At 71.6% G+C, this 23,280-nt stretch carries 17 protein-coding genes; all 17 read right to left on the bottom strand.

The genetic code is table 11. From position 1 onward, the window contains the following. Nucleotides 1-7 precede the first annotated feature (7 nt). Nucleotides 8-991: an NAD-dependent epimerase/dehydratase family protein gene (locus tag MLE18_RS10595; RefSeq protein WP_243438772.1), complete on the bottom strand. Its 984-nt coding sequence runs from the start codon at nucleotides 989-991 to the stop codon at nucleotides 8-10. Between the two features lie 396 nt (nucleotides 992-1,387). Beyond that, nucleotides 1,388-2,503, bottom strand: coding sequence for a DegT/DnrJ/EryC1/StrS family aminotransferase (locus MLE18_RS10590; protein WP_243438771.1), 1,116 nt, complete (start codon nucleotides 2,501-2,503; stop codon nucleotides 1,388-1,390). Next, nucleotides 2,485-3,726 (bottom strand): glycosyltransferase family protein, encoded by a 1,242-nt coding sequence (locus MLE18_RS10585; protein WP_243438770.1) that lies wholly within the window; start codon nucleotides 3,724-3,726, stop codon nucleotides 2,485-2,487. The genes MLE18_RS10590 and MLE18_RS10585 overlap by 19 nt, the downstream gene beginning before the upstream one ends. Nucleotides 3,727-3,777: 51 nt before the next feature. Continuing rightward, nucleotides 3,778-4,467: a polysaccharide deacetylase WbmS family protein gene (locus tag MLE18_RS10580; RefSeq protein WP_243438769.1), complete on the bottom strand. Its 690-nt coding sequence runs from the start codon at nucleotides 4,465-4,467 to the stop codon at nucleotides 3,778-3,780. Then, nucleotides 4,464-5,300 (bottom strand): class I SAM-dependent methyltransferase, encoded by an 837-nt coding sequence (locus MLE18_RS10575; protein WP_243438768.1) that lies wholly within the window; start codon nucleotides 5,298-5,300, stop codon nucleotides 4,464-4,466. The genes MLE18_RS10580 and MLE18_RS10575 overlap by 4 nt, the downstream gene beginning before the upstream one ends. Then, entirely contained in the window at nucleotides 5,297-6,481 is a 1,185-nt protein-coding gene (locus MLE18_RS10570) for a radical SAM/SPASM domain-containing protein (RefSeq protein ID WP_243438767.1), read from the bottom strand. Before MLE18_RS10570 ends, MLE18_RS10575 begins: the two co-directional genes overlap by 4 nt. Continuing rightward, a complete protein-coding gene (locus MLE18_RS10565) occupies nucleotides 6,478-7,701 on the bottom strand; it encodes an ATP-grasp domain-containing protein (protein WP_243438766.1) in 1,224 nt (407 codons plus the stop codon). The genes MLE18_RS10570 and MLE18_RS10565 overlap by 4 nt, the downstream gene beginning before the upstream one ends. Beyond that, nucleotides 7,698-9,797, bottom strand: coding sequence for a hypothetical protein (locus MLE18_RS10560; protein WP_243438765.1), 2,100 nt, complete (start codon nucleotides 9,795-9,797; stop codon nucleotides 7,698-7,700). Before MLE18_RS10560 ends, MLE18_RS10565 begins: the two co-directional genes overlap by 4 nt. 3 nt (nucleotides 9,798-9,800) lie before the next feature. Continuing rightward, complete coding sequence (locus tag MLE18_RS10555) at nucleotides 9,801-10,580, bottom strand: amidohydrolase family protein (protein ID WP_243438764.1); 780 nt, start codon at nucleotides 10,578-10,580, stop codon at nucleotides 9,801-9,803. Nucleotides 10,581-10,582: 2 nt separating this feature from the next. Continuing rightward, nucleotides 10,583-11,773 carry a radical SAM/SPASM domain-containing protein gene (locus MLE18_RS10550; RefSeq protein WP_243438763.1) on the bottom strand — a complete coding sequence of 397 codons (1,191 nt, stop codon included), beginning with the start codon at nucleotides 11,771-11,773 and terminating at the stop codon, nucleotides 10,583-10,585. After that, on the bottom strand, nucleotides 11,770-13,662 hold the full coding sequence (asnB, locus tag MLE18_RS10545; protein ID WP_243438762.1) for an asparagine synthase (glutamine-hydrolyzing): 1,893 nt from the start codon (nucleotides 13,660-13,662) through the stop codon (nucleotides 11,770-11,772). The genes MLE18_RS10550 and asnB overlap by 4 nt, the downstream gene beginning before the upstream one ends. Before the next feature lie 2 nt (nucleotides 13,663-13,664). Then, a complete protein-coding gene (locus MLE18_RS10540; RefSeq protein WP_243438761.1) occupies nucleotides 13,665-15,479 on the bottom strand; it encodes a hypothetical protein in 1,815 nt (604 codons plus the stop codon). A gap of 243 nt (nucleotides 15,480-15,722) precedes the next feature. After that, nucleotides 15,723-16,862, bottom strand: a complete 1,140-nt coding sequence (locus MLE18_RS10535; protein WP_243438760.1) for a hypothetical protein — start codon at nucleotides 16,860-16,862, stop codon at nucleotides 15,723-15,725. Continuing rightward, nucleotides 16,850-17,521, bottom strand: coding sequence for an acylneuraminate cytidylyltransferase family protein (locus MLE18_RS10530; protein WP_243438759.1), 672 nt, complete (start codon nucleotides 17,519-17,521; stop codon nucleotides 16,850-16,852). The genes MLE18_RS10535 and MLE18_RS10530 overlap by 13 nt, the downstream gene beginning before the upstream one ends. Further along, entirely contained in the window at nucleotides 17,518-18,255 is a 738-nt protein-coding gene (locus MLE18_RS10525; RefSeq protein ID WP_243438758.1) for a TylF/MycF/NovP-related O-methyltransferase, read from the bottom strand. Before MLE18_RS10525 ends, MLE18_RS10530 begins: the two co-directional genes overlap by 4 nt. Beyond that, entirely contained in the window at nucleotides 18,252-21,371 is a 3,120-nt protein-coding gene (locus MLE18_RS18120) for a glycosyltransferase (RefSeq protein ID WP_243438757.1), read from the bottom strand. Before MLE18_RS18120 ends, MLE18_RS10525 begins: the two co-directional genes overlap by 4 nt. 63 nt (nucleotides 21,372-21,434) lie before the next feature. Next, a complete protein-coding gene (locus tag MLE18_RS10515; RefSeq protein ID WP_243438756.1) occupies nucleotides 21,435-23,177 on the bottom strand; it encodes a tetratricopeptide repeat protein in 1,743 nt (580 codons plus the stop codon). Nucleotides 23,178-23,280 lie beyond the last annotated feature (103 nt).

Here is a 23,280-nt window from a genome sequence, read left to right as displayed (position 1 = left end):
GGTGCGTCTAGGCCCTCCCCGCCTTGGCGGCCTCGCGCCACTCGATGAGCCGGGCCAGGCCCTGGCGCAGGTCGTCCGTGGCCGTGAAGCCCAGGTCGCGCCGGGCCTTTTCGGGGCAACCCACGCGGTTCTTCACGAAGGTCTGGCCGCCCTCCTGGAATTCGATGCCGGTCTTCGCGCCGGTGATCTCCAGCACGATCTCGGCCAGTTCCCTAAGCGAGGTCTTTTTGCCAGTGCCCACGTTGTAGAAGGCGTCGGTGGCTTCGGCCTTCATGGCCAGCAGGTTGGCGCGGGCGCAGTCGGCCACGGAGACGAAGTCGTAGGACTGGCTGCCGTCGCCGTAGAGCACGGGGGGCAGGCCCTGGTCGATGCGGTCGAGCATACGCATGATGACCGCGATGTAGGCCCCTTTGTAGTCCTGCCTGGGGCCGTAGACGTTCATGTAGCGCAGGCCCACGTAGTCGAAGTGCTGGGGTGTGCCCTTGTAGCGGTGGTGCAGGGCGCGGCAGAAGTGCTCGCCCGCGATCTTGGTGGCGCCGTAGAAGGTCTTGTTGGCATAGGGGTGGTCCTCGGCCATGGGTTCGCTGACGGCGTCGCCGTAGACCGAGGCGGACGAGGAGTAGACCAGCCTGCGCACGCCGTTGGCCAGCATGGCCTCCAGCACGTTGAAGGTGCCGGCCACGTTCACCTCGAAGGCGGAGCGGGGGTAGTCCTGGCAGTGGAGCAGCCAGAGGGCGGCCAGGTGGAACACGCCGTCCACGCCCTTCATGGCCGCGTCCAGGATATCGCGGTGCATGAGTTCGCCGCCGAGCTCGAAGATCTTCACCCGGGGGTCGGAGAGGGCGTTCTCCAGGTTGGCGCGGGTGCCGCGCGTGAAGTTGTCGAAGACGCGGATTTCGGCCACGTCCTCGGCGGTGAGCTGGTCCACCAGGTGGGAGCCGATGAAGCCCGCCCCACCGATGACCAGGAGGCGCTTGCCTTGGATGTCCATTGTATTCACTCCGTCGCCGCGCCGGGCGCGGCGCAGTCTTCTGGTCTAGTCCGGGCTCCCGGTGGGAGAAGACGATGGTTTTGTCCTATTCCGGCTCCCGCTGTGGCCTCCCCGGCCGTGAGCCGTCGGATATATTTGAAGAATATCCTAGGCTCCCGGCCGGGGAGGCCACAGCGGGAGCCAACACCGTTCACGGCGGAAAAGCAGGAAAGCCCGATGATTTGACCGGAGCCTATCCGGTTCATCGCGGCGAACCGGAGAAATTCACTGATTCTGCGACTGGTCGGACCAGTCGAGTTTGCCTGCTGCCCGTAAAAGCCTCGCCCCATAACGCGAAGCTAGACGGGATTCCAAAGGGAGGAACTCCCTTTGGCCGCCGGAGGCATCCCCCCTTCCTCAATTCCCCCCGAGCGCCTCGCGCAGCGCCTCCACCACCTCGACCTGCTCCCCGTCCGTCATCTCGTGGTAGAGCGGCAGGGCCAGGCACTCGTCCCAGGCCCGCTGCGCGCCGGGGAACGGCCCTTCCAGCCTGCACACGGCCGGGTCCTGGAAGGCGGGCTCGGCGGGCAGCAGGTAGGTGCCGATCTGGGCCTCTATCCCGCGGGCGCGCATCCTGGCCATGACCTCGTCGCGCCGGGGCACGAACACGCAGAAAGTTTGGCGGCAGCTCAGCCCGCCCGGGGTGATGGCGTGCATGCCCGCGCCCTCCACGCCTGCCAGCAGTTCCAGATAGCGCGCGGCAAGCTCTTGCCGCCGGGTCACGATTTCCTCCAGGCGGCGCAGCTGGGGCAGGCCCACGGCGGCCTGGATGTTGGAGAGCTTCAGGTTGGTGCCCATGCGCACGAAGCGCGGGCGGCCGCCTTCCGGCCCCTGGCGCTCCAGCCCGAAGTGCTTGAGCGACCACATGCGCTCGACCAGGGCCTCGTCATTCGTGGTGACCAGCCCGCCCTCGCCGGTGGTGGCCACCTTGCGCGGGTGCAGGCTGAAGACCGTGACGTCGGCCTGGGAGCCAACGGGCTGGCCGCGCCAGCTCGAACCAAGAGAACAGGCGGCGTCCTCGATTATGGGGATGCCCAGCCGCTCGCGCAGGGGGCCGAGGCGGTCCCAGTCCAGGGGGTTGCCGAAGAGCGACACGGGCATGAGCGCAGCCGTGGCCGGGGTGACGGCCCGCTCCAGGCGCTCGAAATCGACGTTCATGCTCCAGGGGTCCACATCCACGACCACGGGCAGCGCGCCGACCATGGAAACGGCCGTGGCGGTGGCCGGGTAGGTGTACGCCGGGACCAGCACCTCGTGCCCGGGGCCGACGCCCAGGGCGCGCAGGGCCAACTCCAGCCCCGTGGTGCAGGAAGTCACGGCCAGGGAGTGAGCGGCTCCCGTGGCCTGCCGGGCCAAAGTCTCCAGTTCGGCCGTGGCGGCCCCTTCGGTGAGGAAGCCGCTCTCCAGCACCCGGCGCACCTCGTCCAGGGTCTCGGGGGGCAGCCAGGGGCGCGTCAGCGGGATGCGGTACATTCGGAAGCTCCGGTGAAGATGGCCCGGAAGCGCTCCAGGGCCGGGGCGATGAGGCTGTCGCTCATCCATTGCCTGCCGCGCCTGCCGATGTCGGCGACACCGGCGGGGTCGTCGGCGGCCTGGGCCAGCCGGGCGGCCACCTCTTCCGGGGTGGCGGCGGTGAGCATGGGATAGAGCGCGGCCGCGCCTTCAGGGTCCAGGTGGTCGTCGCGGCGGCCCAGCAGGGGCTTGCCCAGGCAGAGGGCCTCGCTGACCACGCCCCCGCCCTTCCAGCTGTAGGCGAAGCCCGAGGCCACCACGTCGGCCAGGGCCGCGCAGGGCATCACCTGCTTGCGCCCGGCCAGGGGCATCCAGTGCGCCAGATCGGCTATGCCAAGCTCCGCGATCAGGCGCTTGCTGGCCTCCACATCCACGCCGTACTCGTGGCAGACCAGGCCCACGCGCACTCCGGGACGGGCCTTGGCGAACAGGGCCAGGCCCTTAAACAGCACGTCGTTGCCCTTGAGGTCGTCGGGGTATTGGGCGCTGGCCCAGACGTGGCGGGAGTGATGGTAGACCAGCAGGTCGCAGCTTTGGCGCAGCGTAAGCACCCGGCCGTAGGACGGGGCCAGCCCGACGCGGGCGGCAAGGGCCTCGGGGGCGTACTCCGGCATGTAGAGGATGGGCACGGAGTGCTGGTGGCGGATGCCCCGCGGGGCCAGCTCGGCCCAGTAGCGCTCGCGCTCGGGGTTGTGGGCCGGGGCGAAGACGTGGGCGGCGCCCTGGATGGCCGCGCGCTGGGCCAGGGAGAGCGGGTGCCAGCCGTGGCCTGATTCGTCCTTGTAGTAGGGGACCTCGGTGTAGTCCGAGCCGTGGGGGCAGAAGGCGTCCAGCCTGCGGCCCGCCTTGTGCACGAAGGCCGGGGCGTAGTTGCAGGCCACGATGTGGGTGTAGGGGGCCAGGTCGCGGGCGATGGCCTCGGGGGAGAGCGCGGCGAAGCTGGCCGGGTCGCCCCAGGGCAGGTCCACGGTGTAGGCTTTGTAGCCCTCGCAGTAGCTGTCGAAGCTCGGGTGGAAGTGCTCCTGCTCGCAATTGAGGCGCAGCAGGTCCGCCTGGATGCCCATATCCCGCAGGTAGCGCACCAGGCAGAAGTAGTTGTTGTTCATGTTGCCGATGCAGGCCACCCGCACGCCCGGATCCAGACCCGCATCCAGACCCGCATCTGGGCCCGCATCCAGGCCCACTGCGGGGTCCTCACCGGGGCCCGCATTTGCCCCCGCACCGCCCCGCATGGCCTATTCGTCCTCGTCCGGCTCGGGCTTGAAGCGCTCCAGGGCGCGCCCCACCGTCAGGAAGCGTACGCCCGGCTGGCCCATGCGGGCCAGGACGGAATCGAGGATGTCGTGCACGCCCAGTTCGCTGGTGTTGCGCAGGGCGTTCAGGGCCTCCAGGTCTCGCAGGTGGGGTCTGGCGCGCTCGTAGTGTTCCTGGGAGGCGGTGTTCAGGTAGATGTGGATGGGCCGGAAGTTGAGCATGAAGATGCCCGGCTCGCGGCTGGACATGCGCTCCAGGTTGGGAAGCGACCGGCCTTCGAGCCACTGCGTGTCGTCCCATGTTATCGAGGCGTCGGGCCGGCCCTGCACCAGGGGGGCGGGCATGCAGTCCTCGCCGTGGCGGGCGCTGGTCCAGTTGATCTCCAGGCTGGCCAGCAGGCCCTCGGGCAGGCCCGGGCCCCAGTTGAGCCCGTAGGGGCGCATGCCCCGGGCGCAGTGGTAGAGCCGGGCCATGGAGATGACGTGGGCCGTGGGGTCGTCCACGCTCATGTCCGGCAGCAGGGCCACGTCCCGGGTGGAGGAGCAGCGCACGCGCTGGTCCTCGGTGGAGAAGTAGGTGTGGGCCACACCGGCCTCTTCCAGGATGTGCAGGCAGTGGTCCGCTATTTCGGGCAGCACCCAATCCGCTTCGTAGCACAGACAGACGATCACGATTCCCCCTCCCCTTCGGCCACCACGCCCGTGGCCACCCAGTTCCGAACCGTTTTATCGAAAAATTCCAGGCGGTTTTCACCCACCTGAACCCCCGTGAAATGTTCCGAGAGCGCACGCGCCAAATCCTCCGCGCGCTCGAAGAGCACGTGGAGCTGGCCGTGGCGATGGTCCCCGGGGCGGTTCACCCGCACCACCCCGTTGCCCAGGCGTTCGCACCCCCGCATGATCCAGTTCTCCGGGTGGTTGGTGGTGAGCACCACCCTCCCCCCGGGAGCGAGCACGCGGGCCATCTCGGCGAGCGCAAGGCGCGCCTGGTCCATGTGGGCGGCATAGTGCAGCACGCCGCCCGCGAGCGCCAGCGCAAACATGCCGTCCGGGTAGGGAATCCGCTGCGCCGTGCCCACGCGCACCTGGGCTTCCTGGCCGTGGGCGCGGGCGTTGGCCTCGGCGCGGCGTGCGATGGCCTCGGTGAGTTCAACTCCGTGGGGCCGCCAGCCCATCATGCCGAGCCCGGCCAGGTCCCACCCGGAGCCGCAGCCCACATCCAGCGCGGCCCGGCCCCGGCCGTCCGCGAAATCGGCCCCAAGATGCCCGCCGCGCAGCAGGTGGACGAGGTACTGGCTGCCCGGTGCGTTGATGCGCCCGGAGTCCTCCCGGGAGCGCACCCCCGCGTAGTAGGCCTCGTGCCGGGCCTGGTTGTCGGCCAGCTTGTCGGCCAGGGTTTGCGCCCCCGCGTGCGGCCCGCCGTTGGCCCTGGAGTCCGGGGGTGCATGATCCCCACCGCCCGAGTCGCCCCCTGGACCCTCGTTTCGACACCGCCCCCCGCTCACGGCGCGGCCTCCTTGCCCAATCCCTCTGGGCGCAGGGCTTCGGCGCGCTCCCGCAGCTCGCGGGTCCAGGCTTGGCGGTTGGCCTTGAGGTATTCCCACTTGGCCATCAACTCGCCGTGGCGCTCTTTCTGTTCGGCCACGCGGCGCACGGCGGCGGTCAGGTACTTCTCCATGCGGCCCACCTCGGCGTGGAAGTCCGTGGGCAGGGCGTAGGCGGGTTCCCAGAGGATGGAGCAGCCCGCGCACAGGGCGCGCCCACCCTGAAGCGACTCATAATCCCGCCTGCGCAGGGCGTCGCGGAAGGCGGCCATGCGCGGGCCTTCCCACAGCGCCAGCACGCCCTCCTCGGCCACGTTGCCCAGGGGGTAGCCGGTGTTGCAGTCGATGGTGCAGGGCATGGCCGTGCCGTCCCAGTCGATGCCCATGATGTCCCAGGGGATGTTGCACACGGGCCACTGCCCGCGGGGCAGCGCGGCCTTGCCCTCCAGGCCTGTGGCGCCCTCCCCGATGGGGCCGGTGAAGTTGTGCAGGGCGAAGACGCTCACGTGGCCGATGGGCAGGCGGGTGAACATCTCCTCGAACAGGGCGGCCTCGTGGTCGTTGGCCTGCTGGCGCAGGAACACGGCGTCGCAGGCGTAGGCGGCGGAGGTGGCCCCCTCGCCCCAGGCCTCCAGGAAGTCCAGGAAGTTCCCGATCACCTGCTCGAAGTGGCCGCGCCCCTTGACTGCGCGGTAAGTCTCCGGGCTGGCCGCGTCGATGGAGACGCCCAGGTAGTCCACGCGTTTCAGCGCCGGGATGTGCTCCGGGCGGATGGCCGCCAGGTTGGTGTTCATCTGCACGAAGAGGTTGCGCTCGCGGGCGTAGTCCACCATGTCGAAGATGCGCGGGTGCAGGGTGGGCTCGCCGTGCTTGTAGAGATTCACCGTGATCTCAGCCCAGTGCGGGGCCAACTCGTCGATGATGCGGGTGTAGAGCCCGAAGTCCATCTGCCCTCGGGGGCGCTCCATCTGGGTGTGGGTGGGGCAGTGCACGCAGCGGCAGTTGCAGGAGTTGGTAGGCTCAATGAACACCCGGCGCGGCAGGAAGCCCTCGGGCGCGGTCCCGCTGACGGCCGCCTCGATGAACTTGAGCCGGTTGAGCTGGGTTTTCAGCTCCTTGTAGACGAAATCGTCCTTCTTCACGCCCGTTCTCCTTGAATACCTTCGGTGACCACCCGGATGGCCGCGTCCGCACGCTGCGCCAGCGTCAGCGCCTGCTCCCGGTCCTCTCCGGCGGCCACCACGAACCCGGCCCGGTCCGCCCCGGTACGCACGGGCCGGATCGCATCCCCGGGCGAGACCAGCAGGCCCGCGTCCAGGATGGCCGGCCAGGAGCGCACCTCCTCCAGCCCATCCACGCGAACCACCCGCCCCGGCTCAGGGGTCAGGAAATGATAGACGCAGCTCCGCCGCGCCGTGGGCTCAAGCGGTCCCGGGGCCTCGCCGAGGTAGGCCCGCAGGGTGGCGGCCACCACGTCCACCCCCGCGACCCAGGGCACGATGGGGTCCGGGGTGTGGCCCCCGCCGGGGCGCAACCCCACTTCGAACAGGGCCGTCCCACCGCCGGGCAGGGAGCACAGCTCCACGTGCGCCGGGCCGAAAGGCAGGCCCAGGGCGCGCACCGCGTCGCAGGCCGCGCCCTCCACGGCGCGCAGGGCGTCGCCCTCCAGCGTGCTGGGGTAGATCACGTCCGTGTCCACCCGGTAGGGCGGCGGGGTCTTGCGCTTGTCCGACACGGCCAGCACCGTGGTGCGCCCGCCGGCGGTGAACGTCTCCAGCGAATGTTCCAGGCCCTGAACGCATTCCTCCAGCATGACGCGGCGATCCGCATAGAAGGACTGGGCGAAGGCCACGGCTGCGGGCAGGTCCTCGAGAGTGCGGACCATGCTCACGCCCCGGCTGCCCCCGCCCCGGCTGTCGGCGGGCTTGCAGACCAGGGGCCACACGGCCAGTTCCCGCGCGGCGGCCAGGGCCTGCTCCGGGCTCTCGATCACCACGAAGCGGGGCTGGGGAAGGCCGCGCTCCCGCCAGTGCAGGCGCATGGCGGCCTTGTCCGTGCCCAGGGCGGCCACGGCCTCGCCCACGCCGGGCAGGCCCAGGGCGGCGCTCACGGCCGCGGCCGGGCGCACGCCGAAATCGTTCAGGGGCACCACGGCGTCGATGCGCAGCTCCCGGGCCAGGGCGGTGAGGCCGGGCACATCCACGATGTCCACCGCGCGGCCCACGTCGGCGGCGGCCAGGCCAGGGGCTTTGGGGTCGCGGTCGGCCACGGCGGTGAAATAGCCCAGGCGGCGGGCCGTCTCGATGGCCTTGAGGTAGTAGCGCCCCCCGCCCAGGATGAGCACGCGTTTACGCCCGCTCATTGCGCCGCCCCTTCTCCGCCCAGGCGGCGGCGCAGCACCTCGGCCCGGACCAGGGCCAGCCGGGCGGCGAACTCGCCGGGATCATCCAGAATTCTGCCCTGCCCGTCGGCCACGCCGATGACCTGGGTGGGCTGCGTGAGGCTATCCAAAATGATGTCGCCGCGATCGGCCACCATGCCGCCGGCCGCCACCGGTTGCCCGGCCAGCTCCCCGCGCCCGCCGCCAGCAAGCCAGCGCCCGGCGTCCAGGGCGGCGCGCAGCTCCGCCGCGAGCATGGCCCGCATGTCCGGGCGCAGCACATGTTGCCCCCGCGCCCGGGCGGCCTCCAGGGCTTCGGGGGTTGCCGCGCCGATGCCGCCATCCATGACCAGCGCGTCTTCCGGGGCCGCCTGGGCCACGGCGGCGTCGATGCGCCCCGGCTCGAAGGCCAGCAGCACGTCCGCCCGCGCGGCGGCCTCAAGGCGGTCCGCCACAGGCAGGACCTCCGGCGCGGCGGGACACAGGCGGGTGAGCACGGCCGATGCCTCGCGGGCCACCTCCCGCTCCGCGACGACCTGTGCCCCCCGGGCGGCCAGGGCCAGGGCGGCGGCGAGGGCCAGGGGCGAGGCGTCCAGCAGGGCGATCCGAACATCATGTGCGCCGCCGCGATGCCAGGCCACCTGGGCGGCCACAGCCCTGGCCCAGACGTCGGCGTCGCAGTAGGCCGATACCGGCGTAAACCGCGCCAGCCTCGACAGGATCTCGTGCAGCGAGCGGGGCTGCCCGGCCCTGCGCCCGGCGTCCGCGAAAAACACGTCCACCACGCCGTCCAGCGCGGCGGCCACCTCGGGCAAGCCTTCCTCACAGCAGCGCAGGCTGCCGATGACGTAGCCAGAGCCCTCCTGCACGAAGGGCGAGGCGACAACGCCCGATGCGCCTTCGGGCAGGCGGTAGACGTTCATCACGGCCTTGCGCCCGGTGAGCCGCGCCCGGGAGCGCACCCGCGCGCCCAGGGCTTCCAGGGTCTCCGGGGATTTCGCGCCGCCCTCCGTCCGCCCGAACAGCGTTTCGGGCAGGCGCGGACCCCGCTCCACGGCATTGCCCCCCGCATCCGCCAGCTCCCTGGCGTGGCGAAGGAAAAGTTCCGGCCCGGGGTTCTCGCGCTGCTCCCGGCTGGCGCGGCGGACCACCTCGCGCACGTCCACGCCGCACTCGCGCGCCGCCTGCTCAGCCAGCGGCAGGAAGGACGAGTGCAGCCCGCAGCGCCCGGCCTCCAGCGTGAGGCCGCGCAGCCCCGGCGCTCCCTCGGCCAGGGGGCCGAACAGGGCGCGCCCGGCGTCCAGCAGGGCGTCGCGGTTAAGCCCCGTGGGCGCTCCGGCGCTCTCCAGCACGGCGGCCAGCACCTCGGTGGCGGCGTTGCCCCCGCCCCGGCCCACGCCGTGCAGGGTGGAATCCAGCCAGACGGCCCCGGCCCGCCAGGCGGCCAGGCTGTTGGCCACGGCCAGGCGCAGGTTGTCGTGGCCGTGGAAGCCCACGGGCAGGCCGGTCTCCCCGGCCATGGCGCGCACGGCCTCGCCCACGGCCTCGGGCAGCATGCACCCGGCGGAGTCCACCACGTACAGGGCCGCGGCGCCGTACCCGGCCAGTTCGCGGGCCTTGGCCCCCAGCTGCACTGGCGCGAGCACGTAGGATTTCATCACGTTGGCGAAGGCCGTGAGCCCGAGTTCCGCCGCCCGGGCCAGAAACGGCGCGGCCCCGGCCGATTCCGAGGGGTTCACGCCCACGCGCACGAAGCCCATGCCCAGCGACGCGGCCAGCTCAAGGTCCGCGAGCCGTGCGATGCCCGGGATGCAGAACATGCCCCAGCGCGCCCGCTCCAGGGCCCCGGCCGCCGCCTCCATGTAGGCCGCGTCCGAGGCGGCTGCCCGGCCCTTGCCCGCCAGGGAGGCCCCCAGGCCCAGGCCGTGGCCTATCTCCACCATGCCGACCCCGGCCTCCTCCAGCACGCGTGCCACCAGGGCCGTATCCTGCGGGGAGAACTGGAAGTCCACGGCGTAGCTGCCGTCGCGCAGGGTGCACTCCAGCAGGGCGGGAGCGCGGCGGGCGGCGGCGTCCACGCCCTAGCCCTCCTCGTCCGGGGTCAGGAAGCGCAGCAGGTTCTCGCCCAGAACGCCCGCGCCAGCCAGATCGGCCCGGGAATAGCCTATCCTCTCGAAGGCGCGCATCACGTCGCCCCAGGAGGTCTCGGGGAAGTCGGTGCCCACGCAGATGCGCCTGTCGAAGCTCTCCAGCAGGAAGGCGATGTCCAGGCCCACGGAGGCCCTGGCGAAGCGGGTGAGCGTCAGCGACAGGTCCAGCAGCACGTGCTCCATGGGCCGGATGCGCTCCGACGTGGCCAGCAGGTCGTCGTAGCCGCCGTGCACCAGCACGATGCGCGTGTTCTCGCACACGGCGCAGAGCTGGTGGATGGCGTCGCTCACCGGGCGGCCCAGGGGCGGCAGCGGAGGGCGATGGATGGTGCAGATGAAGGCGGCCAGGTCGGCCTCGCCTGCAAGGTCCACCACCTCCTCCACCAGGGGGTCGGTGAGGGACACGCCACTCATCCGGGGGTAGATCTTGACCCCGGCGAAGCCCAGCTCCTCGGCCTGGGCGATGGTCCGGGCGGCGGTGTTCAGGCCCATGGAGAGGTCCAGCCCGGCCACGGGAATGAAGCGCCCCGGGTGTTTGGCTGCCGTGCGGGCCAGAAAGTCCAGCTCGGCGTGGCCGTGCATGCCCGCCAGCACGGCGCGCTCAACGCCGTTTGCGTCCATTGAGGCCAGCAGGGCCGCCACGGAGGCGTCCAGGCCTGTCTCGAACCACTTGCCGTCTTCGGTGGCGTGGGCCAGTGCGTCTACGATCATGCTCAGTCCCTCCCCCTCAGGGGATAAAGTGTCCCTATGCAGCGGTTGCAGGCCGCGAAGGAGCCCGCCCGCTTGAGCGCCAGGCGTACCTCCCGGGCGCGCTCCGAGTTCCAGACGTCCATGAAGCCCCTCCAGCCGCCCCGCTCCCCTGCATCCAGAATGCTGCCGAACCCGGGGAGCACGCAGTGGCCGTAGACGCCCACGTTGCCGTCCATATCCAGCTGGGCGGCGTACCAGGGGAGATAGCAGGGTGTGCCGGGAAACATCCAGGCCTTCGGGTCGTAATAGGCGGCCAGGTCCCCGGCTTCGAGGCGCGGCGAGAAGTAGACGTTGTATTCCCCGGCGGGGAACTCCCGGGCGATCCGCGCCGCCTGCTCCGCCAGGGCCGGGACGTCGATGGCGGCCAGGTCCACGCCGTCCAGGCTGCACGGGGAGGCGTGGGCCAAGAGCGGGGACTGCTCCCGGCTCTGTTCCGCCTCCCAGGCGGTGGTGTACTGCAGGTGGTTGATGTTCACGTAGCAGTGCGCAAGCAGGCCCTCCTCGCGCAGGCCGCGCAGCATGGGCAGCAGGTGGCGGCAGTTGTGGTCGCTCACGGTGCAGCACACGCCCAGGATGGGCCGCTCGGTGCCGAGGGTTTTCTTGGCCGCCACCAGGGCCTTGAGCCCGGCCACGGCCCGGGCGTGGCTGCCTGGCACGCCGCGCAGCCGGTCGTGCACCTCGGGCGGGCCGTCAATGGAGACGCGCACCAAGTCCACCCCGGTGTCGGCGATCCAGCCTGCGTGGCGGGCGAGCGTCCAGCCGTTGGTGATGGTGTAGAATTGCAGGCCCCTGGATTTCGCGTACCGGGCCAGGCGCTCCAGGCCGCTCCAGAGCAGGGGCTCCACGAAATTGGTCTTGATGGTGGGGCCGTGGGGGGCCAGCTCGTCCACCAGCTCCAGCACCCGCTCCAGGGGGAACTCCCGCTGGCGGCCCGGGCGGGAGTAGCGGCCCGAGAACAGGCGCGGTTCGCCTGGGGCGCCCTTGGCCGCGTTGGCCGTGCCGATGTCGCACATGCGGCAGCGCATGAAGCAGTTGGTGTTCACCGAAAGGCAGACCGTGTGCGGGGCGGCGGCCACGCCGTCCTCCCGTGCATAGAAGGCCTTGTTGGCGGCCTCCTTTGCGCGGATGGTCGCGTATTCCTCTCGCGACTTCACGCCCGGCCCCCAGCGCACATGCCGAACTCCGGCAGCCAGCGGTTGAGGTACAAGAGCGACCAGATCAGCAGCCGGAAGTTGTCCCGACCCTCCAGGTGGCGGTCCACCAGGGCGGTGCAGGCCTTGCGGTCCAGCAGGGACCACACCGGGGCGGCCGGGTCGTAGAGGTTCCTCCGCACGAACTCGATGCTGTCGCCCCTGAACCAGGAGCGGTCCGGGCCGGAAAAGCCCTGCTTCTCGCAGACGCAGACATCCTCGGGCACGAAGCGGGAGAGCATCCCGCGCAGGATGATCTTGCCGTCGCGGGTGCGCTGGTAATACTGGCGCGGCTTGGCGAACTCGTTCTCGTCCAGGCGAAGGGTTTCGTGGAGGTTGCCGATCTTCACGCCCACGGGCAGGGCCGTGGCGAAGTCCACCAGGTCGTTGTCCAGGAAGGGGACGCGGTTCTCAAGGCCACGGGCCATGGCCAGCTTGTCCTCCACCATGAGTAGGCCGTGCAGGAATGTCTTGGCCTCGAAGCCGAGGCAGAGGTTCACGTACTCCTCGGGCGTGCGCAGGCGCTCGGGGCGCTGCCCGAACACCCCACGGAAGATTTCGCGCATGTCCATGTGGCGCACCTCCCCCCACACCGGGGCCAGCACTTCGGCCTCGCGCCCGTCGGGGATGAGGCGCTGCCAGTAGGCGTAGTACTCCTCGACGAAGCCGTCGAAGGAGCTGCTGGCCGCGGCGCGGTAGTAGCGCCAGGGGTAGCCGCCGAAAAGTTCGTCGCCCCCGGAGCCCGAGAGCACCACCCGGCAGAAGCGGCTGACCAGCCCGGCCGCGTAGTGGTTGGGGTAGCTCTGGCCCACGCGGGGTTCCTCAAGATGGCGCACCACGGCGGGCAGGCAGCGCTCCATGTCCCCGGCCTTGAGCACGGCCTCGTAGTGCTCGGTGCCGAACAGGTAGGAGAGGCGCTCGGCCTTGCCCCGCTCGTCGAAGTTGAGCTCCAGGCCGGAGGCGGAGCTCAGGTCGAACCCGCAGGTGAAGCTCTTGATGCCCGGGACCAGGCGCGAGGCCACGGCGCAGATGGAGCCGGAGTCCACCCCGCCGGAGAGGTAGGCCCCCACCTCCACGTCGCTGACCAGGTGGCGGCGCACGGCCTGCTCGAACAGGTGGGCCAGCTCCTCCTCCAGTTCCCGCGGGGTGCGGGTGTCGTTCACTTTCGGGGCGAAGGCGAAATCCCAGTAGCGCCGGAACTCGGGGTCCGGCCCGCCGGGGCGCAGCAGGCACCAGGTTCCGGCGGGCATCATGGAGACCCCGGCGAAGAGGGTGCGGGCGGTGAAGAAGTTCTGGAAGGTCATGTACTCGCGCAGGCCCTCCAGATCCACGCCTCGGGGGGCGTCCGGGTGGGCCAGCAGGCCCTTGACCTCGGAGGCGAAGAGCAGCGCCCCGCCCGCCCGGCACCAGTACAGCGGCTTGATGCCGTAGCGGTCGCGGGCCAGGAAGAGCGTGCGCTCGCGCGAGTCCCACAGGGCCAGGGCGAACATGCCGCTCAAGCGCTCCACGCAGGCGGGCCCCCACTGCGCGTAGGCCGCCAGCACCACCTCGGTGTCCGTGTTGCTGCGGAAGGCGCGGCCCAGGGCCTCCAACTCGCGCCTGAGCTCCCGAAAGTTGTAGACCTCCCCGTTGTAGGCCAGGGCGAAGCGGCCCCAGTCCAGGAGCATGGGCTGGGCCCCGGCCTCGCTCACGTCCAGGATGGCCAGGCGGCGGTGGCCCAGGCCGCAGGGGCCGTCCGCGTGCAGGCCCTGGCCGTCCGGGCCTCGGTGGGCCAGGGCCAGGGTCATGGACTCCAGGGCCGCGAGGTCGGGCCGCGAGCCATTGTCGCAGAGGATGCCGCAGACGCCGCACATGGCTAGAACCGCTCCCCGGCGGCGAGGGATTCCAGCACGGCCAGGCGGGGCGAACCGGCGGGATCGTAGGGGTAGAAGGCCCGGGCGACGGCCTCGGGCGCGGGAAGCTGCGCGGCCTCGCCCCCATCGGGGAAAATCAGGCCCGGACAGGCTCGTAACAGGCCCGCCGCCGGGGATGGATTGGAACTCCGGTGCGACAGGGCGGCCAGCAGCAGATGCCAGGCCCGGCCCAGGTGGCCCGCGTTCATGGCGCTGGGACAGGCCTCGGCCCCGGCCAGGCAGCGGCGGGAGAAACCGGCGGGCAGTGGCCCGGGCGAAAGATGGCGCAGCAGGGCCCGGCAGGGGTTGCCCGGCCCGGGATAGGCCCGCACGGCGGCGGCCAGGGCCTGGCGGGCGTTGTCGGCCCGGCCCAGGTGCAGGAGCGCCAGGGCCGCCTCCAGCCCGGCGGCCCAGCCCCAGGCCACACGCAGGTTGTTGGTGAAGTGGGCGGCCTGGGCCGCAAGCAGGGCATCGGCCCCAAGCTCGGCCTGACCCGAACAGGCCAGGGCCGTGCCCAGAAGCAGGGGCACCCGGCCGAGCAGAATAAGCCCTCCCCGCTCCGCCCGGCGAAGGGGCTCCAGGGCCTCGTCGAAGCGGCCAAGCAGGGCCAGGGCCTCGGCCTCCCAGAAGGCCGCGAGGTCCGGCCCCAGGGCCTGCCTGTCGGCCCGGTCCCGGACCGCATCCAGGAAGTCCTCCCGTTGGCCCTCCAGCGCCGCCACGTTCCAGAGCAGGTTCAGGTCCGCGTGGCCCAGGGCGGCCTTGGGAAGCACGTAGGCCCGGCAGATGGCCCCGGCCATGGCCCAATCCTGGGCGCGCAGGCAGACCGTGGCGGCCCAGTGCGTCAGGCCGCCGCCCCTGGGGCCGCTCCCGGCCAGCCAGGCCATGTCCAGCCCGGCCAGCACTCCCCTGGCTTCTCTTGCGCGCCCGGCGAAGGCCAGGGCCTCGGCCAGGGAGAGGGCCATGGGAAGCGTCCTGGGCGAAATATCTGGCAGCGCGGCCCGGGCGCGCTCTGTCACGGCTTCGGCCAGGCCGGGCCGGGAGCAGGCCATGAGACCGCAGACCACCCGCGACAGGGCGAAGGGGTCGGACTCAACGCCCGGCCCGGCCGCACCCGAAAAATGGAGCCTCGCACTGGCCCTGGCCCTGGTCCTGGTCCTGGCCCCCAGCTCCCAGGCCAGTTCGCCCAGGAGTAGGCGCAGTTGGGGCGTGGCGGCAGCCAGATCGCGGCCCGAGAGGCCTTTGAGCAGTGCCGCCCCCTCGGCCAGGCAGCCGTGGGCAACAAGGCTCTGGCAGAGCTCCGCCAGGGGCGCGCCCAGGCCCGCCCGCCGCCAGTGGGACGGGGTCATGCCCTCCAGGCAGGCTCTGGCCGCGCCGGGCCGCCCGGCCTGGAAGCAGAGCTGGGCCAGCAGGGCGCGCAGGGACGGGGAGAAGTTCGCACAGGGGACGCGCAACAATGCCTCCAGCCGGGGCCGCAGCTGGGCGATGACGGCCGCCTGGGCGCGCGGGGTGCGCAGCAGTTCGTCGAACACGTCCCCGGCCTGATCCGTCAGCCCGGCGTCGAGCAGGAGCAGCCCCGCGAGCAGCCGGGCGTGGTCGGCCTGTTCGGCCCGTTGCGCCAGCGCGGCGTGCAGCCTGCGCAGCGGCGCCTCCCCCCCGGCCCGGCCGGCCCCCAGGGCGCTGGCAGCCAGGGCCAGGGAGCAATCCAGGCCCCGGGCCTCACGGCTCGTGGCGCGTGCCGAAGCAGGGCTGGACGTGGCGCTGGCGTGCATGGTTTCCATAGTGGGATCACCGGGGTGCGGATCACCGGCTGATTTTTCCGGTCGACAGTACGGCGAGCAAGGAATATGCCGTGTTTTACGGCAACCGATAACACACCGAACAATATTTGGCCGGAAACGTCAAAAAGAATCTCTCGGGAGCGCAAATTTCGGCCGAACATCTCGTTCAACAGCACAACAACCATTCACCTGATAAACAATTTCAGGCTGACACCTCCTGAGCCGCCCTGAGTCCACCTGGCGCTAGGCTTCCAGGTCCAGGGCGCAGCGCACCCGCCGCGCCTCCCGCCACTCAAGCACCAGGAGTTCGCAGCCCGTGAGCGCCCCCAACCGGGCCAGCCGGTCCACCGCGCCGGGCCGGGCCACGCGCAGCGCCCGGCACAGCTCGTAGAGCTCCGGGAAGCTCTGCCTGCCGGTGATGGACGCGCCCGTGCGGCCGTCCACCATGACCTGCCGCAGGTGGTCGAAGTGCCAGCGTCCGTCCGAAGGCTCAAGCCACGTGAGCATGTCATGCGCGGGGCCGGGCGAGTGTCCGGTCACGGCGTAGGTGAAGCCGCGCAGGCCTTCAGGCAGCCTGTCGGCGGGCAGCCGCCAGCCGTCCGCTTCGGGAGGAGGTTCCAGGGCATTGCCGGTCGGCCCGCCCTCCCCCACCGGCAGGAACGAGGCCCGGGCGTCCGGCCCGCAGGTGAAACCGTGAGGGATGGCCAGCAGGCCCCCGTCCTCCATGCGCCAGAGGCAAAGGCGCGGATGCCCCTCCCCCCCCGTGGAGGATACGCCAGCCAGCGCCGCCCCGGTTGCGGGCGGGACGACCCCCGCCAGCCAGGCCGGGTCCAGCGTGCCGGAGGCGACGAATGCGCCGCCCCCGTGCGCGGGCACTGGCAGGCATGTGTAGCACGGCGCGGGGCCTTCCAGGCGCGTGGCATTGGGATCGAACAGGGCCAGGATGCCGGCGTCCAGCACGTCGTCGTGGCTCTGGAACTGGCAGGGGTGATCCCGGCAGGGGCGCACCGTGGACAGAACGTCCCGCGCTCCACGCTCCAGGCGCTGCCGGGCCTGAGCGAGCAGCCCGTGTGGAATGTGCGGATAGCGGAAGTCCGCCACGGCGGCTCCGTCCTCGAAATTCCCCCCCGGGGCGCGCAGGCCGGCCAGGGCCGCGCCCCAGCCGGGGGGCGCGTCGCCATCGGAGCTGGGGTCCGCCCCCGCGATATCCAGTACCTCAAGGCCGTGTTCCCGGGCCAGTTCGCCCACCCAGGAATCCGCGCAGGCCACCACGCCCGCGCCAAGCCCGGCGAACCAGCGCCCAAGGGCCAGCCTCCCGGCCTCCCCGCTCCAGGCTTCGGCCTCCTCGGCGCAGGTGAAGACGACCGGCGCTACCAGCAGCATCCCAGGTACCCCTTTCGCTCGTCGAACAGGTTGGCGGCCAGGATGCGCCTGGCGCGCAGCAGGTCTTCCGCGTGGTCGATGTCCACCAGTCCGGCGGGGTCCGAGATTTCGCGGGTGAAGTGGCGGCTGGCCGGGACGAGGCTGGCCGCCGTGAACAGCCCGTACGGCCGGAAGTACGGCCCCTGCTCCAACTCGGGCGGGGCGTAGCGCGAGCCGTCCGGCTCGAAATAGATCCGGGGCGCCATGCGCCGCACCGTGCCCACCGTGGCGAAACCCTCCAGGGCGCGGGCGGCCAGTTCCTCCATCATCTCCAAGTGTCTAAATGGGTGCGAAGGCGGCAGCAGGCAGTAGGCCCGGGGACGGTACCCCTGCCCGGCCAGAGCTTCCAAAGCGTGCTCCACGGCCTCGCTGAGCAGTGATTCGTCCCGCGCCAGCCCGGCAGGGCGCATGAAGGGCACTTCGGCCCCCCACTCTTTGGCCGCGCTGGCGATCTCCTCATCCTCGGTGGAGACCACCACCCGCTCGATGCCGGGCGTGGCCAGGGCGGCGGCGATGGAATGCGCCAGCAGCGGCTTGCCGCCCAGGTCCAGCAGGTTCTTGCGGGGCAGGCCCTTGGAGCCTCCGCGCGCGGGGACTATGGCCAGCAGGCCGGAGGTCACGCCGGGCTCCCCTTCCAGAGGAAGCAGAACTTGCCGGAGAGGGCCAGGGGCAGGGTCAATTCGTACTCGCCGGGGTGTTCGTCCAGGAATTCGTGCACCGCCGTCTTCACCCCGGAGGAGAAGAACCCGTAGTCGTCCACCATGAGCACGCCGCCCTCGGGCACGCGCCCGTGCAGGGCCCGCAGCGCGAGCAGCGTGGGCTCGTGGAAGTCCATGTCCAGGTAGGCGAAGCACACTTGGTGGGGCAAGGCATCGGGGGTGAGCGTCTCCTCCAGGAAACCGGGCACGATGCGGGTGCGCTCCGCCGGGAAGCCCAGGCGCTCGAGCCTGCCCTCCACCACCTCCCGCCCGCAGCGCATGGTGCCGTGGTATTTCCCGATGTGGCCCAGGCCGAAGATGTCGTCGAGCAGCTCGTCCTTTTCGCCCGGCTTGGGCAGGCCCTGGAAGGAGTCGTAGAGCCAGAGAGACTTGCCCGTGTCCATGATCTCGTTGGCCATGAAGGCGGAGGTGGCCCCCTGGCAGATGCCGAACTCGCAGACGTCGCCCGGCAGCGGCAGGCAGCGGAGCAGGGTGTCCAGAAGGTAGACGGCCTCGCCCAGGCTGGTGCCCAGCAGATCGGTCATCAGGGGGGCGCGATTGCCGATGCCGGGCAGGGACGGGAAGACCGTGCGCCGGTACAGCGCGTACAGCTCGGTGATGGCGTCGAGGTATTTCTGGCGTTCGTAGTCGTTCATGGATGTCGGACGTCTCCAGTGGATGGGAACGTTACGGTCAGGTCGGAACCGGATTGCGAGAGTGCCCCCCCCTGGCCGAGGAGGGACTGGGCCAGATCGGAAGGAAGCCCTTCGCGGCCCATGCGCAGCCGGGCAGATGCTCCTGGAGCCAGCCAGGTTGCCAACAAGACGGCCAGCTCGCGGGCCTTGTGCGGGGGCAGCCCCTCAGGCAGGGCCAGCAGCAGCCCCCCGGCCTTGCCGGAAGGCCCCAGATAGTAGGCCCAGAGGGGCTCGTCCAGGAGGTCGAAATCGGCGCGGACCCACTCCGGGCCGGGGCCGGGCAGGTTCACAGCCAGCAAAGGCAAATGGCCGTGCGGCAAGAGGGCCAGCCGGGCCTTGGCCAGCCCGGGGTCATGGGCCAGGGCCTCCCGGAAGAGCCCCCTGGCGGCTGCCTCGTCACGGCCTAGTAAAGTCTCGCCCAGCTTGAAGCAGGCCCAAGCCCGCAGGCCCGCGCCCACGCCCTGCCCTCCGGCGCGGACGCGCTCCAGTATCTCACTCCCGATGGGCTCGCTCTGGCGCAGGGCCTCCAGCCCGGCCCAATAGAAGCGCTCGGCGTCGCCGTCCGGCCCCTGCTTGATGAGGGCGCGGCCCAGGATGCGCCCGGCCTCCTCCTCGCCCATGAGGAAGGAGTGGCGAACACTCGCGGCCAGCCCGGCAAGACGGGCCTGGGCCAACGCTTTGTCGCCTCCAGCTCCGGCCCCAGCTCCGGCCCCAGCTCCGGCCCCAGCTCCGGCACGGGCCAGGGCCACGGCGGCGTCCGTGTGCAGGCCCCTGGCGGCCAGATCACTGACCGACGGTCTGACGCGCGCGGCCGAGGCCGACTTGCAGGCCGCCACGGCCCGCAGCAGGGCCTCACCTGCCCCCATGGCGCGCTCACGGGCCTGGGCCAACGCCTCGCGCTCTCGGGCCAGGTCGTGGTCCGGGCCAGCCCCGGCAGACCCGGGGTCAAAGTTTGGGCAAGGCCCGGCCCAGGCTTCGCGCATGAGCTCGGAGAGGGCCTGGGCGTCCGTGGGCTCGAAATATCGGGCCGAGGGCGCGCCGTGCTCGCGGTGGGCCGCGATGTTCGAGAGCAACAGGGGCTTGCCCAGGCCCTGGGCCTCGGCCACGGCAAGGCCGTAGCCCTCGAACAGGGAGGGCAGGACCACCGCCCTGGCCCCGCGCATGAGCTGCAGGGCGTCTTCAGGGGGCAGAAGCCCCGCGGCGAAGACCCGCCCTTCCCGCTCCAGGGGGGCCATGCGCTCCCGCAGGAGTCGGGCGTGACCGGGAGCGCGGCCGTCCAGCGGGGCGCCGGTGAGCACCAGGGCCATGTCCTGCTCGGGGCAGCGGGCCAGGGCCTCCAAGGCAGTGAGGTGGTTCTTGTGGCTCCACATCTGGTTAGGCAGCAGCAGATAGCGCCGGGGCAGGCCCAGGCGCAGGGCCGTTCGCCAGGGGGCCTCCTCCAGGGCCTGCACCTCGGGGCCGGGCCAGGGCGCGGGGGGCAGCACATGGGCCTTGAACGCCTCCCCGGGCAGGAAGGCGGCGCAGTCGGCCAGGGCGTCGCGGCCGCTGACGGCCAGCCCGTCGGCCAGCAGGGCCGCCCGCTCAAAGGAGGCCCGCCGTGCGGCGGCCTCCTGGGCCGGGAAGTGCTCCGGCAGGCGGAAATGCTGGAAGTCATGCAGGAAGGCCAGCCAGGGCACGGGCAGCTCCCCGTGCAGGAAGGGCCGCTCCGGCGCGAAGAGGGTGTCGTAGCCGCCCCGGGCCAGGGCCGCGCGCACCTCCCCCGGGGAGGCGCAGGGGACCAAAGGGGCGTCCAGGTAGGCCTCCAGCCGGGCCCGCTCCAGGGGGCCGGGTCCGGGCAGGGCCAGGATGTGGGCCTGAGCTTCCGGCTCGGCCAGCTTCAGGGCCCGGACGAGGTTGCGGATGTGCACCAGCCCCGCGAACCAGCCCTCCCCGCCCATGAGCAGGAAGGCCAGCCGCACGGGGGGCGCGCCCGTTTCCAGGCAGAGGCCAGAGCTGGGGCTGGGCGTAAGGACGAGTGATGGGCGGCCCGTGGCCACAGGGGCCTCGGGCCAGCGCCAGCGGCCCTCGAAGGGGTCGCCCGCCCTTTCCCGCGCGGACCTCGGCAGGGCCAGGTAACGCCGCCGGTCCTCCTGGGTGACGGGCTCGCCGTCCTTGTACGTGCCGAAGCTGTAGGGCTGGCCCGCGAAGGGGTAGCGCTCCCCGGCCTCGGCCAAGGCCAGGGCGTAGCCTTCCAGCAGCTCCGCAAGCGGGGCGCCCGGCACCACCGGGCTGCCCTTGGCGCTGTAGCGCGAGAGCCGCTGCGGCCGGGCCGGGTCGAAGCCGCTGAAGTGGAAGAAGGTCAGGGGCTCCCCGCCCGCCGCCCAGCCGTCGCCCCGGCGGGCCAGCTCCCGCTGGAACAGGTTCCAGTAGGCCACGTTGAGGCCCGGGCCGCGCAGCACCTCCACCTTGTCCACGAAGGACGGAGCCTGGCTGGCCCAGAGCTGGTCCACGAAGTAGGCGTAGCCCGGCTCCTGCAGGCAGTGCTCGCGCAGCCGCCCGCTCCACCAGCGCAGGAAGTCCAGCGTCTGGCCTGAGCGGCGAAGGGCCATGAAGCCCAGGTTGAACTGGCCCGCGTGCAGGCAGTCGCGCACGGTGGGGAACACGCCGTCGCAGTCGCAGGGCTTGGCGATGTGCGGGGTGAGCAGCAGCTCGGCGCGCTCCAAGGGGGCGAGCAGGGGCGCGAGGCTCGAATAGAAGCGGATGTCCGGGTCAAGGTACATGACCGCGTCGTAGCCCATGTCCAGCAGGCGCAGCATGGCCCAGGGCTTGAGCGCGGTGTTGAACTCCGTGACGTTGTACTGGAAGGCCATGCCGCGCGCGTCCGGCAGGCCCAACTCGTCGACGCTCATCAGCCGGGCACCGGCGGGTGGGGCGAAATCCGCCCCCAGGGCAGGGATGGAGGCCGGATCCTCGGCCAGCACGAGGTGCAGCCCCTGCGTCGCGCCGTTGGCCGCCCCGTTGGCCGCCACGGACTCCAGCAGCACGGCGGCCCGGGGCAGGTAGTTGGCGCAGCAGATGGTGAAAATGGCTGTCTTCACGGCGTTCCTCGTGCTCGGGCGCGGCAGTTTTTGCCGTCTGGACCCGGATGGCGGCCGCAGCAATTACCGGGCCTGATCCCCGCGCCGCAGCTTGGCTTCCCACTCCTGCGCGGGCCGCTTCCAGCGCGACCCTTCGGGCTCCTGGGCGAAGCGGGCCAGGGCCTCGTCCGTGCGGCCCAGGCAGGCCAGGGCCTGGCCCTGCTTGTGGCGCAGGCCGGGGTGGGCCGGGGCCAGGGCTTCCAGCTCGGCCAGCGCGGCCAGGGCCTCCCCGCTGCGGCCCGCGTAGCGCAGGGAGTCGCTCAGGAACAGGCGCAAATCCAGATTTCGCGGGGCCAGGCCTACGGCCCGGGCAAAGGCCCGCTCGGCCTCGTCCGGCCGGGCCATGGCGGCCAGGGCGGAGCCAAGGGATTCCAGGGCCGAGGCGTCCAGCCCCACGGGAATCCCGCCCTCACCGGCCGAGGCCATGGCAAGCACGGCGTCCATCTCCGCGCGGGCCTCATCTGGGCGGCCCAGGCGTTGCAGCACCCCGGCCAGATCGAAGCGCAGCCCACAAAGGAAGTTGAACTCCGTGGCCGTGTGGGGGCTGCGGCCCAGCTCATCGAGCGACGGGCCGGGCTGGAGCGGCCCCGAGGCCCAGGGCGGCAGCTGCGGCAGCGGGCGGCCGGGCAGCATGGCGTCCATGGCGGCGAACACGGCCCGGGTGCGGAAATATCGCGAGAAGGCCCGGGCAGCGGCCCTATCGGCCCCCGCATCACGCTGGAACATGCGGCCCAGTTGCTCGCGGAAGTGGGCCTCGTCCCCGGGGTGGTGGGCCAGGCCCAGGGCGTTGCCCTCAACGCGCCGGGCCATGAGCCCCTGGCCCGCCACCAGCGCTGGCTTGCCGCAGCGATGGGCCAGCAGTTGGATGCCCGAGGAGCCGTAATGCCGCCGGTAGGGCAGCGCCGCAAAGGGCACGGCCCTGTGCGCCAGCACGCTCAGGAAGAGCCTGTCCCCCGGAAGGTAGCCCTCGTGGACCAAGGCCCGTCCCCTGGCCGCCAGCCAGGCCAGCAGCTCGTCCTCCTCGCCCGCGGTCTCGGAGCGCACGGCCTCGCCCAGGACCACGCAGCGCATGTGCCCGGAGTCGGCCACGGCCTTGAAAATCCAAAGGCTGTTCTTGCGGGCGTCGCGCTTGCCGAGCACCGGCAGCACCGGCCCGGGCGCGGCGTCCAGGAAGGCGCGCAGGCGCGCCGCCTCGTGGCCGGAGGGCTCCCCCGATCCCATCAGCTCGCGGCACGGATCGGGCAGGAAGCGCACCCCGCGCCTGATTTGTGCGTGCGCGTGGTACTCGTCCAGGGTGAATACGCCGGAGACAAGCCCTCTCTCCAGCACCGCGTCCAGGCGCAGCCCGTAGGGCTCGCGCTGCCCGGTGTGGGCCTCGCGCCCGGCGAAGGTGGCCACGGCGATGGTGTTCGCAAGCGGAGCCGCGCCCGGGGCGAACATGTCGTCACAGGTGAAAAGCCATTCGTCCGCGCCCAGATGCACGGTGAGCGCCGCGCCGGTGCGTTCCCGCAGGGCACGCACGCCCTCCAGGGAGCAGTCGATGCCGCCGTCCGCCACGAATTCCACGCGCCCGCCCGCCGCGCAGGCCCGGCCGAAAGCGGTGGCGCGCAGGTCCGCCCCGGCGTGGACAACCCGGAAGCCGCGTGAAATCGCCCAGCGCGTGAAGCTGCTGGCGTAGGCCGCGCCGTGGCCGCGCCCCATGGGGTTGACCAGCAGCAGCGTGGCGGGCTTTTCGCCCTCCCGGCGGGTGTCCGATTGCGATATCATTGACGAAGGAGTACCCTAGCCATCTTGACCGTGCAACGGGGACCGCCCGTGGCATGCATGATGCTTGCCCCCGGACAGGGACTATTCTGCCGCCCCGGCAGGC

It is taken from the genome of Fundidesulfovibrio soli (assembly GCF_022808695.1).
GTDB classification, from domain to species: domain Bacteria; phylum Desulfobacterota; class Desulfovibrionia; order Desulfovibrionales; family Desulfovibrionaceae; genus Fundidesulfovibrio; species Fundidesulfovibrio soli.
The sequence above is the reverse complement of the archived record's forward strand: the minus strand, read 5'-3'. Positions and strand labels throughout refer to the sequence as shown.

Excerpts from the sequence above, each read along its gene's own strand:
- MLE18_RS10525 (WP_243438758.1), bottom strand. The coding sequence starts at position 18,255 with ATGAACGACTACGAACGCCAGAAATACCTCGACGCCATCACCGAGCTG.
- asnB (WP_243438762.1), bottom strand. The coding sequence starts at position 13,662 with ATGTGCGGCGTCTGCGGCATCCTCTGCGACAATGGCTCGCGGCCCGAC.
- MLE18_RS10540 (WP_243438761.1), bottom strand. The coding sequence starts at position 15,479 with ATGGAAACCATGCACGCCAGCGCCACGTCCAGCCCTGCTTCGGCACGC.
- MLE18_RS10515 (WP_243438756.1), bottom strand. The coding sequence starts at position 23,177 with ATGATATCGCAATCGGACACCCGCCGGGAGGGCGAAAAGCCCGCCACG.
- MLE18_RS10555 (WP_243438764.1), bottom strand. The coding sequence starts at position 10,580 with ATGATCGTAGACGCACTGGCCCACGCCACCGAAGACGGCAAGTGGTTC.
- MLE18_RS10590 (WP_243438771.1), bottom strand. The coding sequence starts at position 2,503 with ATGTACCGCATCCCGCTGACGCGCCCCTGGCTGCCCCCCGAGACCCTG.
- MLE18_RS10535 (WP_243438760.1), bottom strand. The coding sequence starts at position 16,862 with ATGCTGCTGGTAGCGCCGGTCGTCTTCACCTGCGCCGAGGAGGCCGAA.
- MLE18_RS10565 (WP_243438766.1), bottom strand. The coding sequence starts at position 7,701 with ATGAGCGGGCGTAAACGCGTGCTCATCCTGGGCGGGGGGCGCTACTAC.
- MLE18_RS10595 (WP_243438772.1), bottom strand. The coding sequence starts at position 991 with ATGGACATCCAAGGCAAGCGCCTCCTGGTCATCGGTGGGGCGGGCTTC.